Below are 21,956 nucleotides of genomic sequence, written 5' to 3' on the forward strand. Positions count from 1 at the left end.
CACTATCTAGTAACTTTTTCAACCAAATAAAATATAGATTTATAATCCAATCCACTCTCTTCACTCAAACCAATTTCACAAGTTTTACTTGTTGAAAAAGCATATTTTACATTACTTGGAATTTCTTCTTTCAAATGTCTAAGAGCAGATTTATTTAACTCAGGAAAAGTAAATCCTCTATCTCCAGCAAATCCACAACATCCAACATTCTCTGGAATTGTAACATTTGTACTGCACGCTCTTGCAATCTTTGCAAATTTATCTGCAAGTCCTGTTTTTCTTGTACTGCAAGTTGTATGAATAACTATTGGCTCATCAATTGGTTTAAACTCTAGTTTATTTAGTAATATATCATGTGTAAAATCAACAGTATCGTATATCTTTATATCTGCTTTAAAGTTTTGTATCATTGTTTTTGTACATGGGCTCATATCACACAAAACTGGGTATTTTCCGTTTTGAGTTGCCACAATCAACGCTTTTTCTAGTTCATCTGATTTTTTCTTTCCATCTTCTTTGTAACCTTTTGAAGAAAAAGGCATACCACAACACAATCCATCAAGATACTCAGGTATTATAACTTCAATCCCAGCTCTCTCAAGAAGTTTGATAACTACTTTACTTAAAGGTTCTTCTTTATCATTTTTTGGATGAGTATTTGACATAGTTCTGTTGATACAAGATGAAAAATAAACAACTTTCTCATTACTTTTTAGTTTTGGCTCACCTTGAAATTTATTTCCACTAGGCAATGATGCTTTCCACTGAGGGATAGACCCACCACTAAGTTTTGTAATAGCACCAGAGACTCCGCTCATAACTGGATCAGGTATGACTTTATTTATAGTATGTACAGTTGAAAGTGCAAACCTACCAATACCTAATAATCCAGCATAATGATTTGCAAGAGTTGATGAAATAGCTTTCCAAGTAGTAGTGGCTTGTTTCGCTCTTAGTTTTTTAGTTAAATTACCAGTGTCTATATCAACAGGACAGGCCATAGAACAAAGCTGACATGTAGCACATGTATCGATTCCATAATATTGATATAGTTTTTTAAATTCTTCTAATTCTTCGAGTCTATTTTCATTTTTCAAAATTGTCATATATCTATTTGATACTGTTCTTTGACGAGGAGTTAAAGATATCATGTTTGAAGGGCATGTAGACTCACAAAAACCACATTCAATACACATATCTATAATATCATCAGTTTTTGGCATTGCTTTTAGATTTTTTAGATGTATTTTTTTATCACTGCAAAGAATTACATCAGGATTTAGTAAGTGTTTTGGATCAAATAGCTCTTTTATCTCTTTCATGATTTCATAAGCATCACTACCCCACTCAAACTCAACATATGGAGCCATATTTCTTCCTGTACCATGTTCAGCCTTTAAACTTCCATCATACTTTTTAGCAACCATATGAGCTACCTTATCCATCAAAGTATCATATCTCTCTACTTCATCATCACTAGCAAAACTTTGATTTAAAATAAAATGAAAATTACCCTCTAATGCATGACCATAGATACAAGAATCATCATAACCTGATTCGATAAGCAACTTTTGTAACTCTTCGGTCATATCTGCTAGGTTTTGAATAGGACAAGCAATATCTTCAATAATTCCAGTAGTTCCTGCCTCTCTTTGACCAATAACAGCTGGGAATACTCCCTTTCTTATCTCCCAATACTTCTTATACTCTTCTTCTTTGTCAGTAAAGTCAATAGGAATAATTGTTTTTTTGTCTTTTAGCTTTTCTAAGATTGTATCTATATTTTTTTGTAAACTCTCTTTTGAAGGAGCTCTAGTTTCAACTAGGATAGCTGTTGCATCTCCTGTTAAAGTTTTTACATAATCAGGAATTCCAGGTTTATTTTCAATACTTTTAAGAGCAAGTCTATCCATCATTTCGGCAGCATCAACTGCATCTCTACACTCTAAACTCATAATAGCAACTGCTTCACATGCTTCTCTAATAGTTTCAAAAACCATCAAAGCACTTGCTTTATCTTTATAATCAGGAACTGTTCTAAAAGTAACTTCTTCAATAAAAGCTAAAGTACCTTCACTACCAACCATCAGATATTTAATCATATCTATTGGATCATCTGATTTTAAAAATGCATTTAAAGAGTATCCACAAACATTTTTGATGCTATATTTTCTAACAATTTTGTCATATAACTCTTTATTATTTTTTATCTTTTGAGATATTCCTTTCATTCTCTCAAGTAATTTAGGATGTGATTTTTTAAAAGCTTCCCTACTTTCTTTACTAGAAGTATCAAGCTCAGTCCCATCCATCAATATCATCTTAATATCAGAGATGGTTTCCAGTGAGTTTTCAACAACCCCACAACACATACCACTAGCATTATTTGCAACGATTCCAGCTATCATTGCTCTATCTATACTAGCAGGGTCTGGTCCGATTTTCTTACCATATTTTGATAAGTACCTATTTGCACTTGCACCTAATACTGATGCTTGAAGTGTTATAAGGCTTTTGTCTTCATTTGCACTAATTCCATTCCAATCTCTTGAAGTAACGATTAAAATAGAATCACTCAGTGCTTGCCCAGACAAACTTGTACCAGCTGCTCTAAAAACAACAGGTAACCCCAAAGCTGTAGCCTCTTTTAGTATGAGTTTTACCTCTTTAGCACTTTGTATCCATATGACAACTTTTGGTACCAATCTATAAAATGACGCATCAGTTCCATATGCTAAAGTACGAAGTGGATCTGTAAAAACTCTATCTTTAGGTATTTGTCCTATAATTTTCTCATAAAAATCTGAATAACTCTTTGGTAGCATTTTCATAATCTATCCTTATTTTTTAATTAATAAAATATTATCATTATTATATAAAAAAGATATTACAAAAAGTTACTTTCCATTAACGATAATAGTGTATAATGACAAAAAAGAACAAGGAGTGCAAAATGAAAAAAATTATATTGATTCCAATTCTTGCTTTTTCTATGTCACTGAGTGCAAATTCTATAAAATATAATGAAACAGTTGATGTCATAAAAAGCGAGCCAATTCACAAAACAATTATCACTAGAACTCCATATCAAGAGTGCTGGGATGAAGAAGTAACTTCAAATAGCTCAGAAGAAAGTCCTATTGGAGCACTTATTGGTGGTGTTGCTGGAGGAATTTTAGGCAATCAAATAGGTGGAGGAAGTGGTAAAACTGCTGCAACTGTTGGTGGAGCCATTGTTGGAACTCTTGTTGGTAAAAACCTCTCCGAAAAAGGTAATCATCCTTCAACTACTACACAAAGAAGATGTGTGACAAAATATCAAGAGCATAGTGAGGAAAAACTTGTTGGTTACAAAAATATAGCTGATTACAAGGGTAAAACTATTGTAAAATATAGCGATCGACCACTAGATAAAATTCGACTAAGAATCAAGGTTGAGTACTAAACTACTTGCAATCTTAGTTATATCTGATTGAACACTTAAAACCTTGCCAAATTTATGCTCATAAAATGGCAAGGTAATTTTCTTAAAACTCTCTTCATTATCTCTAAAATTTACACACCATCTGAAATCTACATGTAAAGATTCTAAAAGATTTATATTTAATAAAGTATCATTTATACAGCCTAAATTTGCATGAGTTACTAAAAGTGTAATTGCATTGAACTCTTTGATAAAATCATACATATAAAGATTTTCATCAACTGGTACCATCAATCCTCCAGCACCTTCTATTAACACTATATCGCTTACACTATCTATCTTATCAAAAGCTTTTCTTATAACCTTTAAATCAATCTTTTCATCTTTTTTAGATACAAAAGGAGCTGCTGGGAGTTTGTATTGGATCGGTACTATATCTTTACATGTAAAGTCTTTTATGTTTGGATTATACTTTTTTGCAAACTCTAAAAGTAACTTTCCATCTAAGGGCTCATCTTTTACACCTGATTCAATAGGCTTTAAAACTCCCACTTTTAATCCTTGTTTTGAAAGCTCTTCAATGAGTTTACATGTAGTGTAGGTTTTCCCGACATCAGTATTTGTTGCTGTTATAAATATGGCTTTTTTTTTCATAATTTCTTTTCTATTTCATTTGGTGGAAGTGGTTTTGAGTAAAAATAGCCTTGTATAAAATCACAACCAGCCTTTCTTAACCAATCAACTTGTTCTTTTGTTTCAACACCTTCTGCTATAGTTTTCGCACCAAACTCTTTTGATAAGAAGATGATGAATTCTATAACTTTTTCACTCTTTTTAGATAGATTAATTTTATCTATAAAACTTTTATCTATCTTTAAATAATCAAAATCGATAGATGAAATCTCACTCAAAGAGGAATGAGCTATACCAAAATCATCTATTTCAATTTTTATCCCCAAATCTCTAGCACGAGATATAAATCTACTAGCAACTTCAAGGTCATTGATTGCAGCTCGCTCAGTTATTTCCAATGAAACTGCGTCACTTCCTATTTTATTTTTGATTAGGTTTTCTTCTAACATACTAAAAAAGTTTTCATCACTTATATCTAAAGCAGATATATTAATAGCAACTCTTAAATCAATTCCTTTTTCTCTCCAAATTGATTGTTGTTGTAGTACTTTTTTAACAATTACTTTTGTAATATCATTGATAGTTCCAAACTCTTCAGCAGTCTTTGCTATAAGCTCAGGTGAAATTGGATGACCATCTTTGTCTTTTAATCTCATCAAGGCTTCTAGGTGATATACCTTTTCATCATTTGCTCCATATATAGGCTGATAGTACACTTCAAAACTTTCATTTTTAATCGCATCTATGATATTTTTCTCAATTGATATCCTAGTTCTTGATAAATCAAGCATCCATGGCTCAAATAGTATGACATGTTTACTCTCTCTTCCATATCCCAAAGCACTCATACCAAGTTCGTGCATACTTTTTATCTCAGTTGTATCTTCAGGAGCACTTACTACTGACATTCTTACATAAATAGGGACTAAATGTTCATCATCTATGCTAATTCCTGAAGCTAATTTTTTCTTTATACGAGTTAAAATCTCAATTGCAAGCTCTTTATGTACATTGTATAAAAGTATAGCAAACTTATCGCCACCAAGTCTAAAAAGTTTATCAGTCTTTGCTATTGAATCTTTTATTGCCTTAGAGATTGAACAAAGTGCTTTATCACCAAACTTATAACCATAATTAAGATTGATAAGAGAAAAATCTCTTATATTTAAAACACATATACTAACTGGCTCTTTTGCATTATTTAACTCAACTTGAAGAGCGTTGATATTTGGTAATTTACAAAGTGGATCATGATAACTTAAAAATTTTAATTTTTCTATATTTCTTAAACTTTCCAGAGCAAACTCGACATTTTTACTAATAGTTTCAAGTAAATTCTCAAGCTCTTTAGAATATATATTTGATGTATCACTATATAAGTTTAGTATATATTTTTTAGATGTTTTATTATCATTTATAACAAGAGATGATGATGAAAAAAACTTTGCTTCTAAAAGCCTCTGCCTCCAAGGCTCAATATCTTCATTTGTAAATGTATTTTGATTGTAACTTAGTGTTTTTCCTTCAAATATACATTTAGCAGATGTCCCTTTTAAGTTTGAAGGATCTAAAGTCAAAACAAAATCATCTAAATACCCCTCTTCTTCTCCATATTTTGAAACTTCTCTAAGCACTCCTTTTTCAAAATCACAACTTCCAAGCCATGCAAATTTAAAAGGACCACTTTTTACTAAAATACTACAAATTTTTTCAAAAATTTCTTCTTTACTCTGTACATGTAAAAGCATTTGATTAATCTGTGAAAGCGCAATCCCTACTCTTTTTAAAGCTTCATCTTTTGTTACATCATGCCAAAAACCTATCAGTTCATTATCTTCATTTGCTTTATTTAGTTTATATGTTTTATCATTTATATAAATATAACTTCCATCTTTTTTTCTAAATTTGTATATTTGATTTAGTTTGCCTTTTGATTCTAGGTTTATTTGATTTTTTAGAACTTCATCTTTTTTCAAAGGATGAAGATGTTCTTCCCACCAAGTAGAGTAAACTTCTTCTTTTTTATATCCTGTAATCTTATTAAATCCATCTGAGAGATATTTTAATGTTATTTTATCTTTATGATAAACAGTATGAAAAATAACAACAGGAGAATAACTCATCAAAAGGTTTAATTCCCTGCCTAGTTCTTCTATTTCTGTTATATCTACAAATGAAACTATACCAACTCTTTTACCTTTATAAACCATAGAATCAGAAATGGCATATACTTTTAGCTTATGAGAATCAATTTTTAAAAATGCCTCATATGTTCTAGCATTACCACCAATTTTGATTCTTTCTTCTAGTATTTGCTCAAATTTTATAATTTCTTCTTTTGTATATTTATCTTTATCAAGAACATCAAATGGGGTTAAAGAAGATAAAGTATCCATATCGGTTTTTAAAACTCTCAAAGCATATTTGTTTGCATATATAAAAGTAGGAGAATACAAAATGACACCTGAAGGCATATTTTTCACTAAGCCCTCAAATGTATTTTTTTGATCTATTATCTCATGAGCCATTGATTTTACAGAATCTACAACTTTTTGAAGCTCTTCGTCCTCAAAGCTTGGTAATTCATCAAAATCAATATCTTTAGAAGTAAGAGTTTTTGATAATTTGTCTAATTTTTTAACTCTTTTATTGATAATCACACTATAAAAGATAAAGAAAACAAGCCCTAAGATTAGGACAACTCCTAAAAATACTTTATAAGAAGTGTAATTTAAAACTGTTATGATATCTTTTTGATTGCTTGTATATGTAAAGATTATTTGTTTATCTCTACTAAAATCATAAACAACTTGTGTATGTAAAATCTCAGCTTTGTGATTAAAAGAGTAGTAATAATGCGAAAAATCATTTAACTTGTCAAAAGATTTGACATTTTTATTTTCTATTTTGATTTTTATATCTTTTATCTTATTTTTTTCAAAAAACTTTTTATCAATTTTATTAACAACTACCAATATACCATTTGAAGGTTCATCAATCTCTTTTATTATAGGGAAAAAGGCTATCATATAAATTTGATTATCATATACATAATACAAACTAGAAGAGGTTTTTAGATTTATTTTATCTTTTAAATTTTCAAAAGTTTTTGGTAAGGATACTAACTCTTTTCCTATCTTGCCTTCTTTTACTCTTGCACAAAAAAGTCTTTTATTTTTATCAAAAAAGAGCATATAATCTACATCTATGTCAGATAGAGTTGTATCTCCTAAAAAATTATTTTTTATAAAATTTTCATTTTTACCTTCTAAAAACAGATAACTATCTACCCAGTTCCCCCAATCCTTAGATAAATGCTCAAGCCTTTCTTTGTTAAATTCTAACATTGTAACTAATTTTGAAGCTTGAGTCTGGGCTACATTTTTTAATATTATATTTTGAGTATAAGAAAGAGATTTAAATCTGAAAAAACTAATAGAGATTATAGTTATTAGAAAAATTGATAAAAAAAGATAAAAAGTTTTTTTAGAGATGCCCATAAACTAACCTTTATACGATTCTACTTAAGAATATACATAAATAAAACATAAAACATGCTTACTTTTAGGATTTAAATGACGCCTTAAAAGCATTATCTATCATCTTTTTTATGTCATTTTTCTCTAGATTTAAAGCTTTTGCAGTGGCTATAAAATTTTCATTTAAATAACCCCCAAAATATGCTGGATCATCTGAGTTGATTGTTACACACAAGCCCATATCCAAAAGTTTTTTGATATTGTGACTAGCTAAATCTTTTACTGCTCTTAGTTTAACATTTGAAAGGGGACAAACAGTTAAAGGGATTTGTTTTTCTTTTAAATACTCCAAAAGCTTTTCATCTTCATCACATCTTATCCCATGATCAATCCTGTGTACATGTAAAAGCTCTATCGCTTCCCAAATGTAAGAGCTGTTTGCTTCTTCTCCTGCATGAGCTACTAGCTTAAATCCTGCATTTTTAGCCATAGTAAAAACTTTTTGAAATTTGCTTGGTGGATTTCCAACTTCACTAGAATCAAGTCCAACTGCTTTTATGAGGTATTTGTAAGGTAAAGCTTCTTTTAACGTATTTATAGCTTCTTCCTCACTTAAATGTCTTAAAAAACTCATAATCAAACACGAACTAATTCCTAACTCTTCATCAGCTTTTTGTAAAGCTTTTGTAATTCCATTTATAACTGCTCCAAAAGAAATGCCTCTTTTTGTATGAGTTTGAGGATCAAACATAATCTCAGTGTGAACTATGTTTTGCTCTTTACATTTTAAAAGATATGCCCAAGTAAGTTCAAAAAAATCTTCTTCCTCTATCAAAACATTTGCCCCAGCATAATAAATATCTAAAAATGATTGCAAAGATGTAAAATTATAAGCATTTTTTACCTCTTCTATACTTCCATAAGGTATTTTAACGCCATTTTTCTTTGCAAGTTTAAACATCAACTCAGGCTCTAGCGTACCTTCAATATGAAGGTGAAGTTCAGCTTTTTTTAAATTTTTTATAAAATCTTCCATAATATACTCTCCTAAAGATAATTATAGCATTTTTTAAATTTTATTTTAGTACTACCAAAAGTAATACCTATTTTATGCTATAATCTTTTTTTTATTTTTAGGAGGATTGTTTGAAACTTAAATCTTTTATTTATTTAATGTTTTTGCCAATCATGCTATTTGCAGATGCAAAAACAAATGCACAAACTTATGGTGTGCTAACTCTAATCCCACCTTTAGTGGCGATCGGTTTAGCATTTTTAACAAAAAATGTAATTTTTTCTCTATTTATGGGAATCTTTAGCGGTACTTTTCTTTTAAATGTCACTGGAAACAATATCTTTTTAGCACTCTACAATGCTTTTATAGGAATTATTTCTAAGATGATTGGAAGTATGGCTGATTCTTGGAACGCGGGAATCATACTTCAAGTTTTAACAATTGGTGGTTTAATCGCTGTAATTACAAAGATGGGCGGACCAAGAGCCATAGCTGAGAAACTAGCAAAAAGAGCAAAAACAGGTCGTTCAGCTCAGATTTATACTTGGATTATGGGCTTTTTTATCTTTTTTGATGATTACGCAAACTCACTAATCATCGGACCAATTATGAGACCAGTTACAGATAAACTAAAAGTAAGTAGAGAAAAACTAGCATTTATCATAGACGCAACTGCCGCTCCTATAGCTGGAATCGCTCTTATTTCTACTTGGATTGGATATGAAATCTCACTTATCAAAGATGCTTATGGTATGATAGGCCAAACAGATATAAACGCTTATGCGATTTTTGTACAAACCATTCCTTTTAGATTTTATAATATCTTGATGTTGGCGTTTGTATTTTTTACAGCATATTTTATGCGTGAATTTGGCCCTATGCACAAAGCTGCAACTAGATCAATCCAAAAAGGTCAAGTATATCACCCTGATGCAAAACTCATGACAAACCAAGAAAGCTCGACTCTAGAGCCAAAAGATGGAGTAAAACACTCAATTTGGAATGCACTAATTCCTATTGGAACTCTTATAGTAGTTGCTTTTTTTGGATTTTATTTTAACGGTTATCATGCACTTGAGGGTGAAGCATTGAAAATGGTTGATGCAAATCCTTACTCATTTGCTTCATTAAGGGATTGTTTTGGTGCTGCTGATGCTAGTGTTGTGCTTTTTGAAGCTGCTTTATTTGCTTCAATAGTTGCAATTGGTATGGGAATGAAACAAAAAATGTTTAATCTAAGTGAAGCACTTGAAACTTGGGTTTTTGGTGTAAAAGCTTTGGTTATTACAGCTGTTATTTTGATTTTAGCATGGTCAATAAGTGGAGTAATAAAAGAGCTTGGAACATCTACTTATCTTGTTTCAATCCTAAGTGATTCTACACCACAAGTACTTTTACCTTCTATTATCTTTATACTAGGCTCGATCATATCATTTGCCACTGGAACTTCTTATGGAACTATGGGGATTTTGATGCCTTTAGCAATTCCTATCGCAAATGCTGTTGGACTTCACACAGGACTTGAAGGAAGTGAACTTCAAAACTATATAATCTTAAATATAAGTGCTGTTCTAACTGGAGCTATTTTTGGGGATCACTGTTCACCAATTTCAGATACTTCAATCCTATCTTCAATGGGCTCAGCATGTGACCATATAGACCATATCAACACTCAGCTAGCTTATGCCATAGTAGTAGCGTTTATCGCTATACTTTGTGGATATATCCCAGCAGCTATGGGATTTTCTATGTATCTTGTTTTACCTTTAGCTATTTTAGTTACAGCTTTAGTTGTAAGATTTTACGGGAAAAAAGTAGAAGCATAACTAAGGAGGCAATTTTGCCTCCAAACCCTCTTCACAATCATTTCACTTTTTCATTTTATAATTTTCCAAACAAAACAAAAAAGTAGGAGAGAGAAAGATGAAAAAGATAGTAACAATTTTAACAGTAGCAATCATAGGTTTACAAGCAAATTCATTTACATTAACTGATAGAGCAAGAGTTATAAAATCAACTCCAATTTACAAAACAGTTACAAAAAGAGTTCCATACCAAGAGTGTTGGAATGAAGAAGTTCCAGTTAGAAGAGGTAGCTATAACGATGATTATCCAATAGGAACAATTATAGGTGGAGTTGCTGGGGGAGTTATCGGCCATCAAGTTGGTAAAGGTAGAGGAAATGATTTAGCAACAGTTGGTGGAGCAATAATAGGGAGTTTGGTTGGTCACAACTTGTCAAAACATGAAAGAAGATATGAAAGTACAAGCTATGAAACTAGAAAAAGATGTGTAACAAAATATCAAGAAAGTTATGAAGAAAAATTTGTAGGATACAAAAATATAGCAAAATACAAAGGAAGAAGAATAGTAAAAATTTCAAACAATAGATTAAGATATATTCCTATTGAAATTGAAATCAACTATTAGCACTTTATTAACACAACTTAGATAAAATACTCTAAATTATTTTTTAGGGTATTTTATGGAAAAATTGATTAGATTTTTTAGCGATAATGCTAAGATGAACTATATATTGTTTATCTTAGTTTGTTTTGTAGGGATAACTTCTTATATGAAAACACCAAAAGAGGTATTTCCTTCGTTTGAATTAGACAAAATTATCATCTCAGGAAGTTATAGTGGAGCTTCTATTGATATACTAGATAAAATGGCGGTAAGAGAGATTGAAGATAAACTGCAAGGCCTTCAAGGCGTAGATGATATGACTTCTACTATCTCTCCAGGCTCTTTTAGAATCACTTTAGAACTTATAAAAGGAACAAATAAGTACGACACAGCTGCTAAAATAAAAGACTACATAGATGAAGTTAAACAAAACTTTCCTAGCGATATGAATGATCCAAAAGTTACAGTTCCAAGTATCAACAAGAGCCTTGTAGATATCTCAATATCATCTAAAGAAAAAAATTTATCAGGACTTATTGATTTTGCAAAAGATTTAAAAACTGCTATTTTAAAAGTAAAAGATATATCAGAAGTTACAATCTACGGTGATTCTGATATGTATTATAATATATTAGTTGATGAAAGAAAGATTGAAAGTTTAGGACTCAATAAAAACTCTGTGTTTAATGCAATATCTGGAATTTCATATATCTTTCCAGTAGGAAAGATTGAGGGAAATGGTAAGCACTACTATCTTTCTACCTACAATGGTAAAAAAAGTTCAGATAAAATGCAAAATACCCTCTTAAAGATTGATGGAAAATCAATCTATCTAAGTGATATTGCAAAAGTTGAAAAAAGATATGAAGATTCTTCTACACTCTCTTCTATTGATACAAAACCATCTTTAACTCTTACTGTATTTCAAAGCTCAGATGGAAATGCACTAAATGCCAAAAAGAACATAGAAAAGACTCTAAATAAAATAAAAAAGCAAAATCCTGATATTGATTTTTTAGTACACAATGACAACACTCAAAGAATCAAAGATAGATTAAATGTCGTTGGCTCTAACATCATATTTGGTTTTGGGTTAGTAACTTTACTTTTAATTTTACTCATAAACACAAGAATGGCTTTTATAGTTGCTATTGGGATACCAACATCTTTTATCATGGCTGCATTTTATTTTTATCAGCTAGGATATACAATAAATCTTATCTCATTAGTTGGTGTTTTAGTTGCACTTGGAATTGTTGTTGATGATGCCATAGTAATAGCTGAAAATATACAACAAAAACTAGAAGAAGGCTTACCGCCAAAAGAAGCAGCCATACAAGGAGCTAAAGAGGTTGCAAAACCTGTAATCTTTGCTTCACTTACAACTCTTTTTACTTTTATACCACTTTTGATGTTAAGAGGAACTATGGGAGAGTTTATAAAACTCATTCCTATTGCAGTTTCAGCTTTGATTGTAGCTTCACTTATAGAATCATTTATATTTTTACCGATACACGCTGCTCACACACTAAAAACAAAATCAAAAGTTCTCTCATGGGACAGAGCAAATAAAATTTATAGTTCAATCATACATCTACATGTAAAGTATAAAAAAATATTTTTATTTTTATTTCTTGTAATCATACCAATCTTAACTTTTTTGGGCATCAAACACTCAAAATTTCAAATGTTCCCAAGGTTTGATACAACTAAAATAAATATTTCCATAAAAGCAGATATTAACACTCCAATAGAAAAATCTTTTGAAATTGTAAATGAGATAAGCAAAGATTTTGTAAAACTAAAAGACAAATATGGTATCGAAAGTGTCTCAAGCGTAGCAGGATATAGAAGTAATACTGAAGGAGCTAGTGAGAACTACCCATATGTTATGTACATAACACTAGAGCTTTACAAGTTAAAAAACGAAAACTTTTTTAATGAATACATAACTCCATATCTAAGCTTTTATGATGACAATACTCCTAAAATCAGAGAAAAAACTTCTTTTGAAATTTCAAGAGAGTTAAGAAAGTTTTTAAAACAAAAAAATTACAAATCAAAATATAAGCTCCAAGAAATCGAAGTAGCAGAAAGAAGAGCAGGTCCTGTTAAATCAGATATAAAGATAGGAGTGGTTTCAAATGATAATAAAAAAGTTTTTGAATCAATCAAAGAGATTAGAACTGCTTTGAAAAAAGTTGATGGAGTAAAATCCATAAGTGATAGTGCAAGTAGAGGTATAGATGAAATCAAGATAAAAGTTAATAAATACGGAGAATCGCTAGGACTTGATGAGCAAGATATTGGAGCAATTTTATCAAATCTCTTTTTATCAAAAAAGAAAACAACAGCATTTGATGATAAAAACTTACTCGAAATAAAAGTCCAAAGTGTAAACAAAGATGATATTAGTACATTAAAAACTGCTAAAATTCCACTAAGTGATGGCAAAAGTGTAATGCTAAAAGATGTAGTAGAATTTGAAATTGTAAAATCTTTTGAAAAAGTGTATAAAGATTTTGGAGTTAAAACATTTTATGTTTATGCAAATGTTGATACAAAAAAAGTCACTGCATCTGAAGCAATTGATAAAATCAAAGATACTTTAGAAAAGATCAAAAACAATGATGTAGAGATTAAACTCTTAGGAGAAAAGAAGAAAAATGATGAATTAAAAGAAGATATGTTAAATGCTGCTTTTATATCTTTGCTTTTGATAATGCTTAGCCTTATGTATATGTTTAACTCTTTTAGAGATACTTTTATCATAATGTCTGTTATTCCATTTTCATTTTTAGGAGTACTCATAGGTCACTTCATAATGGGTATAAACCTTACCATGCCTTCAGTTATAGGGGCTCTTGGACTTGCTGGAGTTGTCATAAATGATGGTATAGTTATGATGACATATCTTCAAGGAGCAAGAACTTTGGATCAACTCTTTAAAGAAGCAACAAAGAGATTAAGACCGATTTTCTTAACAAGTATCACAACCTTAGTAGGTCTTTCAACTCTTATCTTTTTCCCAACAGGAGAAGCAGCCATATTCCAACCACTTGCAATCTCACTTGGTTTTGGTTTAGCTTGGGGAACTATACTAAATCTTATCTATGTACCAACATTTTTTGCTGTTCTTCACAAAAATAGATATGAGATTCAAAAATAGCTACATGTAAACTCTTTGAAACTCTCAAAGAGTTTACTTTTGTATTTATTTTTATGATAAATACAATAAAAATTTCTCTTAACTTTTATATTTTTTAGTTTAATTTCTATAAGCTCTTTTGCTTCTAGCTCTTTTTTTACAGCTACTTTTGATATACATGTAATTGCATTAGTGTTTTTCAAAAGAAGCTCCTTGATCTGAGCAAAATCACGATACTCCATGAAGATATTAAGCTCATCAAATAATTTTCCCAAAGCCAAAACAAAAGTATCTCTTGTGCCTGAACCTTTTTCTCTTAGTATCCATTTTTTATCATATAACTCATCTATATATTGCTCTTTTTTTAAACTCTTATCACTACAAACAACTACAAGTTCATCTTCAGCTAAAACTTCCTTGATAATTTCATCATCTCTACATGTAGTCTCGATAAATCCCATATCTAAATTTCCTAACTTTACTTGCTCTATGATATAAGAAGAATTTTCGATTTGGTGTTCTATTTTTACTTCTTTATTTAAACTCAAAAAATCAAATACGCTCATAGAAGTTATAAAGTTTCCAATCGTTTTACTCGAAGCAATTTTCAAAGTTCCTGCAATTTCATCTTTTTTAAAATAACTCTTCGCGTCTTTTAATGCTAAAAAGTTTGTATAAGTAATTTCCTTAAACTCTCGCCCTCTTTCATTTAGAACAAGTTTTTTACCAATCCTATCAAAAAGTGGCTCACCTAATTTTGTCTCAAGTGATTTAATAGCCAAAGAGATTGCAGATTGTGAGATTTCTAGCTTTTTAGAAAGCTTAGAAACATGAGGGTTTTTACATAGTGCATAAAAAAAATCTAGTTCTTTAAGTGTCATTTTCTTTCTTATATATTTTTTTAATTATTATATCAAATTTTATATATTTTACAAATAAATAAAACTACACTATTATTGCATCAAAAGGAGTTTAGATGATTCAAGGATTGATTTTAGTTAGCTTATTTGCTCTAGTAGCAACATTTTTATCAAATTTTATTGGTGGCTTAAGCCCACTTATCATTGGTATAGTACTCGGTATGATTTATGCAAATACTCTTAGGCATAAACTTCCAAAAAGTTTTGAATCTGGCATAATTTTTTCAACAAAAACTATTTTAAGAGGAGCTATTATATTTTACGGTTTTAGGCTTACTTTTCAAGACATTTTTCAAGTTGGACTATCTGGCATATTAGTAAGTACTCTTATAGTAACTCTAACTTTTATCATAGGTTATTTTGTAGGTACTAAAATATTAAAAATGGATAGAGACACAGCCATACTAACAACAGCTGGAAGTTCTATTTGTGGCGCAGCTGCAATTTTAGCGACTGAACCAGTTGTAAAAGGCGAAGCTTACAAAACGGCAATTGCAGTTTCAACTGTGGTATTGTTTGGAACAATAAGTATGTTTTTATATCCATTTTTGTACAAATCAGGTTTAATCCCACTATCGCCCCAAGGTATGGGTATATACATAGGAGGAACTCTTCATGAAGTAGCACATGTTGTAGGAGCAGGAAGTGCTATTAGCCAAGAAGTAGCAAATAGTGCAGTTATAGTAAAAATGATAAGAGTGATGCTACTTGCTCCATTTTTAATTTTACTTAGTTTGTGGCTATCAAAAACAGCAACTTCTAAAGAAAAACAAAAAATCACTATACCATGGTTTGCTATTTGGTTTATCGTTGTTGCAGGATTTAATTCATTTGAGTTTATACCAAATAACATAATCCAAAATATAAACATTGTTGATACTTTTGCTTTAACTATGGCTATGAGTGCACTAGGTATGCAAACAAATTTCAAAAAATTCAAACAAGCTGGACTAAAACCAATCTATCTTGCTTCAATTCTTTTTTTATGGTTAGTGTTTGGTGGATTTTATATAACTGACCTTACTATGAATTTTTGATATAATACCTCTAAAAAAGGAATACCATGCCAAACAGAGAAGATGCGCTTAAACTTTTAAAAGAGTATAATGGCGATGCTTTAGTAACTCATGGATTAGCAGTTGAAGGTGCTATGAGACACTTTGCTAGAAAATGGGGTGAAGATGAAGAAACATGGGCAATTGTTGGACTTTTACATGATTTGGATTATGAAAAATTTCCAGATGAGCATTGTTATAAAACAAAAGAGATACTTGAGCCTCTAGGCTACAGCCAAGAGATTATAAGAGCTATTATGAGCCATGCTTGGAAAATTTGTACAGATGTTGAGCCACTATCAAGGATGGAAAAAACTCTTTATGGCGTTGATGAATTAACAGGGCTCATAACAGCTTGCGCTCTTGTTAGACCTTCAAAATCAGTTATGGATTTAGAAGTAAAATCTGTCAAGAAAAAATTTAAACAAAAATCATTTGCTGCTGGTGCTAGCAGAGAAGTTATAAGCGAAGGTGCACAAATGCTAGAGATGAGTCTAGATGATTTGATAAAAGAAGTTATACTTGCTATGAGAGAGATTGCTCCTACTTTAGGACTTGAGCTTAAGCATGCCTAATAGGAATAAAAAAATCTAATTCAAAAAGTTCATCTTTGCTTATAAAATGGTTTTTATGATAATGTGCCATTGAAGGAAGATGAACTTTTTCATACTTTGAGTTTGGTAACCACTCGTAGTAGATATAATCCATATATTTCATCAAATCTCCATATTTTCCACTCAAAGCAAATTTTGCACAGAAAATTCTTGGTATCTCCATCACACCTACATCGCCACTTCTAAAGTACTCAAAATCATCTTTTATCTCCAAACAAGCAACATAATGACAATCTTCTTTTTTTACTATATTTGGGTTTGAGTGATGAAGCCCAATCATTGGCATCTTTGAAAAATCAAGATTATTTTGTAAAGTCCACTCTTCTAATCTTTGCCAAGCTTCTTTTATACTTCTGTTATAACCTCGATGACGCACATAAACAACCCTTCTTTTAGGTACATAATCAATCTCTACATGTAAAGGATTTATCTTTGTGATATTTTGGCTTACATGTAAAGGTTTATCTATCTCACGCCATTTGCTTGGTGTACATCCAAAATGATCTTTAAAAGCATGAGTAAAAGAGGAGTTTGAGATAAAACCTACTTCACTAAAAATTTCACTTATTGTTGAATTTGGATTGAAAAGAAGTGCATTTGCACAGTGTTCTAGCCTAACTCGTCTTATATAAGCATGAACACTCTGCCCAACTATTTTTTTGAAAACTCTATTAAAATGAAACGCAGACATAGAAGCTCTTTTAGACAAACTTTCAACACTATGCTCTTGTGATATATCCAAGTGAATATGAAACAATATTTCGTTTATTCTTTGACTATGGTCATTTCTAGTTATTTTCTTCATATACTATTATAGCACATTTCGACAAAATTATAGTTATTTTTTATGTAGATATAAACTTTACATGTAGATAAACTTTCACAAAGGATTAAATATGCAACGATTCGCAAAAAGAGTACAAAATGCGCCAAGGTCATTTACAAGAAAAATACTAGATATTATAGGAAAAGATGAGATAATCTCTTTTGCTGGTGGCCTTCCTGATGATTCACTGTTTCCATATGAAATGATAAAGAAAAATACAGATGAGTACTTAAAAAAACCACTCTATCAGTATAGCTCAGCTCTTGGAGCAGATGAGTTAAGAGATGAGATAGCAAAGACTTATGCAAACTCAAATAAAGAACAAATCCTCATAACAACAGGTTCACAACAAGGCTTAGACTTACTTTGTAAAGCTTTTATAAACGAAGGTGACTGCATAGTGGTTGAAGCTCCTAGTTACCTTGCAGCACTAAACCTTTTTGCTTTATATGATGCCGATATACAAGAAGTTAGCCTTACATGTAAAGGGGTAGATACTAAAGAGCTTGAAGAAATCTTTAAAACTAAAAAACCTAAGTTTTTTTATGCGATTCCAACTTTTCAAAATCCGACTGGGTGGAGTTGGGATGAAGAGTGCAAAAAAGAAGTTGCAAGACTAGCTAAAAAATATGATGTTCTAATAATCGAAGATAGCCCTTATAATGCTCTTAAATATGAAAAAACAAATGAACTTAGTTTTGAAGAACTACTTCCAAATTTGAGTGTGAGTTTAGGAACATTTTCTAAAACACTTGTGCCAGATTTTAGACTTGGGTGGATGCGAGCAGATGAGAAGTTTTTAAAAGTATTTCAAAGCATGAAAGAAAATACAGACCTTCAAAGTCCAAAGTTTTTTCAATACATTGTAGCAAAGATGATGAAAGACGGTAGTTTAGCTTTACATGTAAAGAATTTGATAGAAAATTATAAGCTAAAAAGAGATGCAATGGCAAATGCTTTAAAAGAAGAATTTAAAGACGAAATCGAGTTTGAAATACCAAGTGGAGGTATGTTTTTTTGGATAAAGTTTAATGACAACATTGATACTATGAAACTTTTTGATACTGCCATAAAGAAAAACATTGCTTACGTACCTGGATCTGTTTTTTTTAAGGGTAATAGAGAAGTTACATATGCCAGATTGAACTTTACAAATGCTACATGTAAAGATATAAAAATTGGCGTAAAAAGGTTAAAAAAAGCATATGATATATATAAAACACATTTTTTACTATTTTAGCAAGATTTGGATTGACATTTTAAATCAATATAAAATATACTTACTTTAAAAAAGAAGGATTCCAATGAGTTTAGGCAACTACTCTTTGCTTTTTTTACTTTCGATTTTGTGGGGTGGTTCATTTTTCTTTATTGAGAAAGCATTATTGTTCTTTTCGTATGAGCAACTTGTCTTTTTTCGTGTATTTTTTGCTGCTATTTTTATATTGTTGGTTCTACTAATAAAAAAAATACAAATTGCTTTTGATATTAAACTATGGTATTCATTTTTAGTAATAGGTTGCTTAAATAATGTAATTCCTTTTTTAGCAATAACATATGCCCAAGAAAGCATTAGCGCATCACTAGCATCATTGTTTAATGCTACAACTCCTATATTTACTGCTATTTTAGCGCACTTTTTTACTAAAGATGAAAAAGCAACTACTTTAAAATCTATAGGAATCTTGATTGGATTTATTGGTATAATAGTTTTACTTTTACCAACTTCTTTTGGAAGTTTTCAAATTGCAGGACTCTTTGCAATTGCAGGAGCACTTTCTTATGCATTTGCTGGGATTTTTGGTAAAAAACTAGCTAATAACAACCCTATATTTAATGTTTTTGGTATGTTAAGTTCAAGTTCATTTATTTTATATGTAGTCTTTTTTTCTTCTATAAATCAAGTATCATATGATAATTTCTGGAAATTTAAAGATGTCTTGCTTTTAGCTATTTTTTCTACATCTTTAGCCTATATAATATATTTTAAACTACTTGCAAGCATTGGTGCAGTAAAGCTATTATTGGTAACATATTTAATCCCTATTACTGCATCATTTTTAGGAGTTTTTTTCTTGAATGAAGTATTTACATTAAATATGCTTTTTGGAGCTTTACTCATATTTGTTTCATTATATTTTATCAACAAGGAAAAAGCATGAACACATTCCAATTGCAAAGTGAACATTATAATATTATTAAAAAAGCAATTGAATATATAGATAAAAACTACATGTTACAGCCAAATTTAGATGAACTATCTTTACATGTAGGCATGAGTAAATATCATTTTAGCCGTGTATTTAAAGAGTATGCAGGCATAACCCCTATACAATTTTTACAAGCAACAACACTTGAACATGCTAAAAAGCGATTGATGAGTACAAAATCTATACTTGATACAACTTATGATGTTGGTCTTACAAGTTCAAGTAGATTGCACGAACTCTTTGTTAAGTTTTCAGGTATTACACCTGGTGAATATAAAAAGATGGATGAAACTATACTAATTACTTATGGTTTTGGATACACTCCATTTGGAAAAGCACTAATAGCAAATACAAAAAGAGGTATCTGTGCATTAGAATTTTGTGATTATATAGAAGATGAAGCAAAACAAAGATTATATAGTACTTGGGAAAATGCACAGTTTATACTTAACAACAACGCTGCACAAAATTTACTTGATAATGTTTTTAAACGATCAAGAGAGATAAAGTTATTTGTTAAAGGTACAAATTTTCAAATCAATGTTTGGAAAGCACTTTTACAAATTCCATATGCAAAAATACAAACATATTCTCAAATAGCACAAATGATCAATAAACCAAAAGCAGTTAGGGCAGTTGCTAGTGCCATTGGTTCAAATCATGTAGCTTTTTTAATTCCTTGCCATAGAGTTATTGCAAAAAGTGCTGCTATGGGTGGATATCGTTGGGGAGTACATAGAAAAAAGATTTTATTAGCTTATGAAGAATCAAAGCTTACTTAATTTATATAACAAACAAAACAAGACTATAAAAAGCTATATATAAAGCTAAAAAAAGTAAAATACTAAATTATACTTTATGATTTCCAAGGAAATTTGTTGTTAAAAAAACTATTACCTTTTTTACATGTAGCTTTATCTCTTTGCATTGGACTTTTAGGTGCAATTATATTTATATACTTAAAGCTTCCTCTTCCTTGGCTTCTTGGCTCTATAACAGCTATGGCAATAGCTTCAAGATTTACTTTTATTCCTGCAAAAAATCCAAAGATGCTCTCTCCCGCTGCAAGGTCTATTTTAGGACTTATGATAGGAAGTGCTTTTACTCCTGAAATAATCAAATATGTGGGCAATTATGTTGTTAGTTTAGTTATGATTTTACCTTTTGTAGTTGTGATTGCGATTTGTGGTATGTATTATTATTGGAAAATTTTGGGGCATGATAAGGTAACTTCTTTTTTTAGTGCAATGCCAGGTGGACTTTTAGAGATGATTGCTATTGGTGAAACAATGGGCGCAAATATATACAAAGTTACTCTTTTTCAATCCACAAGACTTCTTCTGATCGTATTTTCTTTACCATTTATCATAGAAATTGTAGGAGGCATAAGTTTACATGGCAATAGAACTATTACAACCCCTATAAAAGATGTAGATGTGTTAGATATGCTTATTTTAGTTGGATTGGCCGTTATAGGTGTATTTTTAGCAAAAAAATCTAAAATCTCAGCTCCTTTTATCATCGGGCCTATGCTTGTGAGTATGATAGCTTTTTTAAATGGCTGGGTAACTTCTCGTCCACCTGATGAAGTTATCAAACTTGTTCAAATCATACTAGGAACTTCTGTTGGATTTGTTTTTAGAGGAGTGCCTTTTAAAGAGATTGTAACAACTATACTTAGCACTTTTGGTTACTTTATGATACTTCTAGCAGTAGGTGCTTTTTTTACCTTTATAGTCTCTTTGTTAACTCATTTTGATCCACTGTCGATTATCTTAGCTTTTTCTCCTGGTGGTCAAGCCGAAATAAATCTTATAGCCATCGTTATATCAGTGAACCTACCCTATGTTGCTTTACATCATGTTTTTCGACTTTTTTTAGTTATGGGTATAGCTCCACTATTTGCCAAAAAAATAACAAATAATTAAATGCTATTTCTAAATTTATTTAGCCAATTCTTGTATAATTTGCTTTACTTCATCTTCATCAAAAAAAAGATTATTGTGTAGTTCTTTAGATATTTTAGTTAAAAGAGCGGTTTTTGTTTTGATGTAATCATCTTTACTTACATCTCTCAACCCCTCTTTTAACTTTTGTTCGTACATACTAATTATCTCTTGTTGTTTTTGTTCTTTACTTTTAGGTTCTTTTCTTAAACTTTTTGGTTTTATTAACAGATACAAAAACAAAGCTAAAATAACTACTATAAATACTTCCAAAATA

Annotated in this window: 17 protein-coding genes; 10 read left to right on the top strand and 7 right to left on the bottom strand. The window is 30.5% G+C overall.

Translation table 11 applies throughout. From position 1 onward, the window contains the following. Positions 1–2 precede the first annotated feature (2 nt). The gene (locus ACKGJI_RS07800) at positions 3–2,831 is read right to left on the bottom strand and encodes an FAD-binding and (Fe-S)-binding domain-containing protein (protein ID WP_458699728.1); all 2,829 of its coding nucleotides are present in this window, start codon (positions 2,829–2,831) and stop codon (positions 3–5) included. Positions 2,832–2,953: 122 nt separating this feature from the next. Between ACKGJI_RS07800 and ACKGJI_RS07805 the strand changes: the two genes are divergently transcribed. After that, positions 2,954–3,445 (top strand): glycine zipper 2TM domain-containing protein, encoded by a 492-nt coding sequence (locus tag ACKGJI_RS07805; RefSeq protein ID WP_458699729.1) that lies wholly within the window; start codon positions 2,954–2,956, stop codon positions 3,443–3,445. On the opposite strand, the gene bioD is transcribed toward ACKGJI_RS07805, so the two are convergent. The 3 genes from bioD to ACKGJI_RS07820 form a co-directional block, all read right to left on the bottom strand. Beyond that, positions 3,422–4,078 (bottom strand): dethiobiotin synthase, encoded by a 657-nt coding sequence (gene bioD, locus ACKGJI_RS07810; protein ID WP_458699730.1) that lies wholly within the window; start codon positions 4,076–4,078, stop codon positions 3,422–3,424. The genes ACKGJI_RS07805 and bioD overlap by 24 nt on opposite strands. Further along, positions 4,075–7,557 carry an EAL domain-containing protein gene (locus ACKGJI_RS07815; protein WP_458699731.1) on the bottom strand — a complete coding sequence of 1,161 codons (3,483 nt, stop codon included), beginning with the start codon at positions 7,555–7,557 and terminating at the stop codon, positions 4,075–4,077. Before ACKGJI_RS07815 ends, bioD begins: the two co-directional genes overlap by 4 nt. A gap of 64 nt (positions 7,558–7,621) precedes the next feature. Then, positions 7,622–8,572, bottom strand: a complete 951-nt coding sequence (locus ACKGJI_RS07820; RefSeq protein WP_458699732.1) for an adenosine deaminase — start codon at positions 8,570–8,572, stop codon at positions 7,622–7,624. A 137-nt stretch (positions 8,573–8,709) separates the two neighbouring features. Between ACKGJI_RS07820 and ACKGJI_RS07825 the strand changes: the two genes are divergently transcribed. From ACKGJI_RS07825 to ACKGJI_RS07835, 3 genes are all read left to right on the top strand, one after another. Then, on the top strand, positions 8,710–10,377 hold the full coding sequence (locus tag ACKGJI_RS07825; protein WP_458701716.1) for a Na+/H+ antiporter NhaC family protein: 1,668 nt from the start codon (positions 8,710–8,712) through the stop codon (positions 10,375–10,377). Between the two features lie 97 nt (positions 10,378–10,474). Further along, positions 10,475–10,981, top strand: coding sequence for a glycine zipper 2TM domain-containing protein (locus ACKGJI_RS07830; RefSeq protein ID WP_458699733.1), 507 nt, complete (start codon positions 10,475–10,477; stop codon positions 10,979–10,981). Between the two features lie 55 nt (positions 10,982–11,036). Next, positions 11,037–14,129: an efflux RND transporter permease subunit gene (locus tag ACKGJI_RS07835; RefSeq protein WP_458699734.1), complete on the top strand. Its 3,093-nt coding sequence runs from the start codon at positions 11,037–11,039 to the stop codon at positions 14,127–14,129. Here ACKGJI_RS07835 and ACKGJI_RS07840 read toward each other — a convergent pair. After that, a complete protein-coding gene (locus ACKGJI_RS07840; RefSeq protein ID WP_458699735.1) occupies positions 14,120–14,989 on the bottom strand; it encodes a LysR substrate-binding domain-containing protein in 870 nt (289 codons plus the stop codon). The genes ACKGJI_RS07835 and ACKGJI_RS07840 overlap by 10 nt on opposite strands. 95 nt (positions 14,990–15,084) lie before the next feature. On the opposite strand from ACKGJI_RS07840, the gene ACKGJI_RS07845 reads away from it, so the two are divergent. Both ACKGJI_RS07845 and ACKGJI_RS07850 read left to right on the top strand, forming a co-directional pair. After that, complete coding sequence (locus ACKGJI_RS07845; protein WP_458699736.1) at positions 15,085–16,065, top strand: YeiH family protein; 981 nt, start codon at positions 15,085–15,087, stop codon at positions 16,063–16,065. Positions 16,066–16,091: 26 nt separating this feature from the next. Next, positions 16,092–16,658: an HD domain-containing protein gene (locus ACKGJI_RS07850; RefSeq protein ID WP_458699737.1), complete on the top strand. Its 567-nt coding sequence runs from the start codon at positions 16,092–16,094 to the stop codon at positions 16,656–16,658. On the opposite strand, the gene ACKGJI_RS07855 is transcribed toward ACKGJI_RS07850, so the two are convergent. Next, positions 16,645–17,502: an AraC family transcriptional regulator gene (locus ACKGJI_RS07855; protein WP_458699738.1), complete on the bottom strand. Its 858-nt coding sequence runs from the start codon at positions 17,500–17,502 to the stop codon at positions 16,645–16,647. The two genes, ACKGJI_RS07850 and ACKGJI_RS07855, sit on opposite strands and share 14 nt — an antisense overlap. Positions 17,503–17,593: 91 nt before the next feature. Between ACKGJI_RS07855 and ACKGJI_RS07860 the strand changes: the two genes are divergently transcribed. The 4 genes from ACKGJI_RS07860 (at position 17,594) to ACKGJI_RS07875 (ending at position 21,661) form a co-directional block, all read left to right on the top strand. Continuing rightward, complete coding sequence (locus tag ACKGJI_RS07860) at positions 17,594–18,763, top strand: aminotransferase-like domain-containing protein (RefSeq protein WP_458699739.1); 1,170 nt, start codon at positions 17,594–17,596, stop codon at positions 18,761–18,763. Between the two features lie 64 nt (positions 18,764–18,827). Next, entirely contained in the window at positions 18,828–19,685 is an 858-nt protein-coding gene (locus tag ACKGJI_RS07865; protein ID WP_458699740.1) for a DMT family transporter, read from the top strand. After that, the gene (locus tag ACKGJI_RS07870) at positions 19,682–20,515 is read left to right on the top strand and encodes a bifunctional helix-turn-helix domain-containing protein/methylated-DNA--[protein]-cysteine S-methyltransferase (protein ID WP_458699741.1); all 834 of its coding nucleotides are present in this window, start codon (positions 19,682–19,684) and stop codon (positions 20,513–20,515) included. Before ACKGJI_RS07865 ends, ACKGJI_RS07870 begins: the two co-directional genes overlap by 4 nt. Before the next feature lie 96 nt (positions 20,516–20,611). After that, positions 20,612–21,661, top strand: coding sequence for an AbrB family transcriptional regulator (locus tag ACKGJI_RS07875; protein WP_458699742.1), 1,050 nt, complete (start codon positions 20,612–20,614; stop codon positions 21,659–21,661). Positions 21,662–21,676: 15 nt separating this feature from the next. Here the strand turns inward: ACKGJI_RS07875 and ACKGJI_RS07880 are convergent, their stop codons facing one another. After that, positions 21,677–21,952 carry a hypothetical protein gene (locus ACKGJI_RS07880; protein ID WP_458699743.1) on the bottom strand — a complete coding sequence of 92 codons (276 nt, stop codon included), beginning with the start codon at positions 21,950–21,952 and terminating at the stop codon, positions 21,677–21,679. Positions 21,953–21,956 lie beyond the last annotated feature (4 nt).

The organism is Sulfurospirillum sp. 1307 (genome assembly GCF_054408545.1).

Bases quoted from the DNA above. Each gene is read 5' to 3' on its own strand.
- ACKGJI_RS07870 (WP_458699741.1), top strand. From the start codon at position 19,682: ATGAACACATTCCAATTGCAAAGTGAACATTATAATATTATTAAAAAA.
- ACKGJI_RS07860 (WP_458699739.1), top strand. From the start codon at position 17,594: ATGCAACGATTCGCAAAAAGAGTACAAAATGCGCCAAGGTCATTTACA.
- ACKGJI_RS07830 (WP_458699733.1), top strand. From the start codon at position 10,475: ATGAAAAAGATAGTAACAATTTTAACAGTAGCAATCATAGGTTTACAA.
- ACKGJI_RS07855 (WP_458699738.1), bottom strand. From the start codon at position 17,502: ATGAAGAAAATAACTAGAAATGACCATAGTCAAAGAATAAACGAAATA.
- ACKGJI_RS07820 (WP_458699732.1), bottom strand. From the start codon at position 8,572: ATGGAAGATTTTATAAAAAATTTAAAAAAAGCTGAACTTCACCTTCAT.
- ACKGJI_RS07815 (WP_458699731.1), bottom strand. From the start codon at position 7,557: ATGGGCATCTCTAAAAAAACTTTTTATCTTTTTTTATCAATTTTTCTA.
- ACKGJI_RS07845 (WP_458699736.1), top strand. From the start codon at position 15,085: ATGATTCAAGGATTGATTTTAGTTAGCTTATTTGCTCTAGTAGCAACA.
- ACKGJI_RS07865 (WP_458699740.1), top strand. From the start codon at position 18,828: ATGAGTTTAGGCAACTACTCTTTGCTTTTTTTACTTTCGATTTTGTGG.
- ACKGJI_RS07805 (WP_458699729.1), top strand. From the start codon at position 2,954: ATGAAAAAAATTATATTGATTCCAATTCTTGCTTTTTCTATGTCACTG.
- ACKGJI_RS07850 (WP_458699737.1), top strand. From the start codon at position 16,092: ATGCCAAACAGAGAAGATGCGCTTAAACTTTTAAAAGAGTATAATGGC.
- ACKGJI_RS07800 (WP_458699728.1), bottom strand. From the start codon at position 2,831: ATGAAAATGCTACCAAAGAGTTATTCAGATTTTTATGAGAAAATTATA.
- ACKGJI_RS07840 (WP_458699735.1), bottom strand. From the start codon at position 14,989: ATGACACTTAAAGAACTAGATTTTTTTTATGCACTATGTAAAAACCCT.
- bioD (WP_458699730.1), bottom strand. From the start codon at position 4,078: ATGAAAAAAAAAGCCATATTTATAACAGCAACAAATACTGATGTCGGG.
- ACKGJI_RS07825 (WP_458701716.1), top strand. From the start codon at position 8,710: ATGTTTTTGCCAATCATGCTATTTGCAGATGCAAAAACAAATGCACAA.
- ACKGJI_RS07835 (WP_458699734.1), top strand. From the start codon at position 11,037: ATGGAAAAATTGATTAGATTTTTTAGCGATAATGCTAAGATGAACTAT.